At 67.1% G+C, this 395-nt stretch carries 1 pseudogene; it reads left to right on the top strand.

The features are described from left to right. Nucleotides 1-395 (top strand): annotated as a pseudogene (locus AC5RVV_RS18225) (hypothetical protein); the annotation flags it as partial.

The raw sequence follows: 395 nt of genomic DNA, 5'->3' as shown, positions 1-395 counted from the left end.
TGAACCAGATGACCCAGCTCAGCGAGGGCCTGGCCATGCCGGACTCACTGATCGGCGGCTACGACGCCGCGTACATCGAGCAGCTGCGCGGCGTCCTGGACGAGGCGGACCGCGGGCAGCTCGGCTTCGTCCACAAGACCGCGGGCACCCTGTTCCCGCTGATCTTCGCGTTCACCTGGATGCTGCTCATCAATGAATATGTCCGCAGCCGCGGCATCCGCTGGGCGATGTGGGCCGTGCCGATTCTGTTCGCCATCGTCGACCTGTGGGAGAACGTCATGATCGACGGCGTCCTCGCCGCCGGGACGCTGGATGCCGGCGCGGTGGGGCTCGCCAGTTTCCTGACCACGGCCCGCTGGATCCTGCTGGCACTGTGCCTGCTCGTGGCCATTGCC

The sequence above is a fragment of the Arthrobacter sp. MDT2-34-1 genome (assembly GCF_059091365.1).
This window is presented reverse-complemented; position numbering and strand designations above follow the sequence as displayed.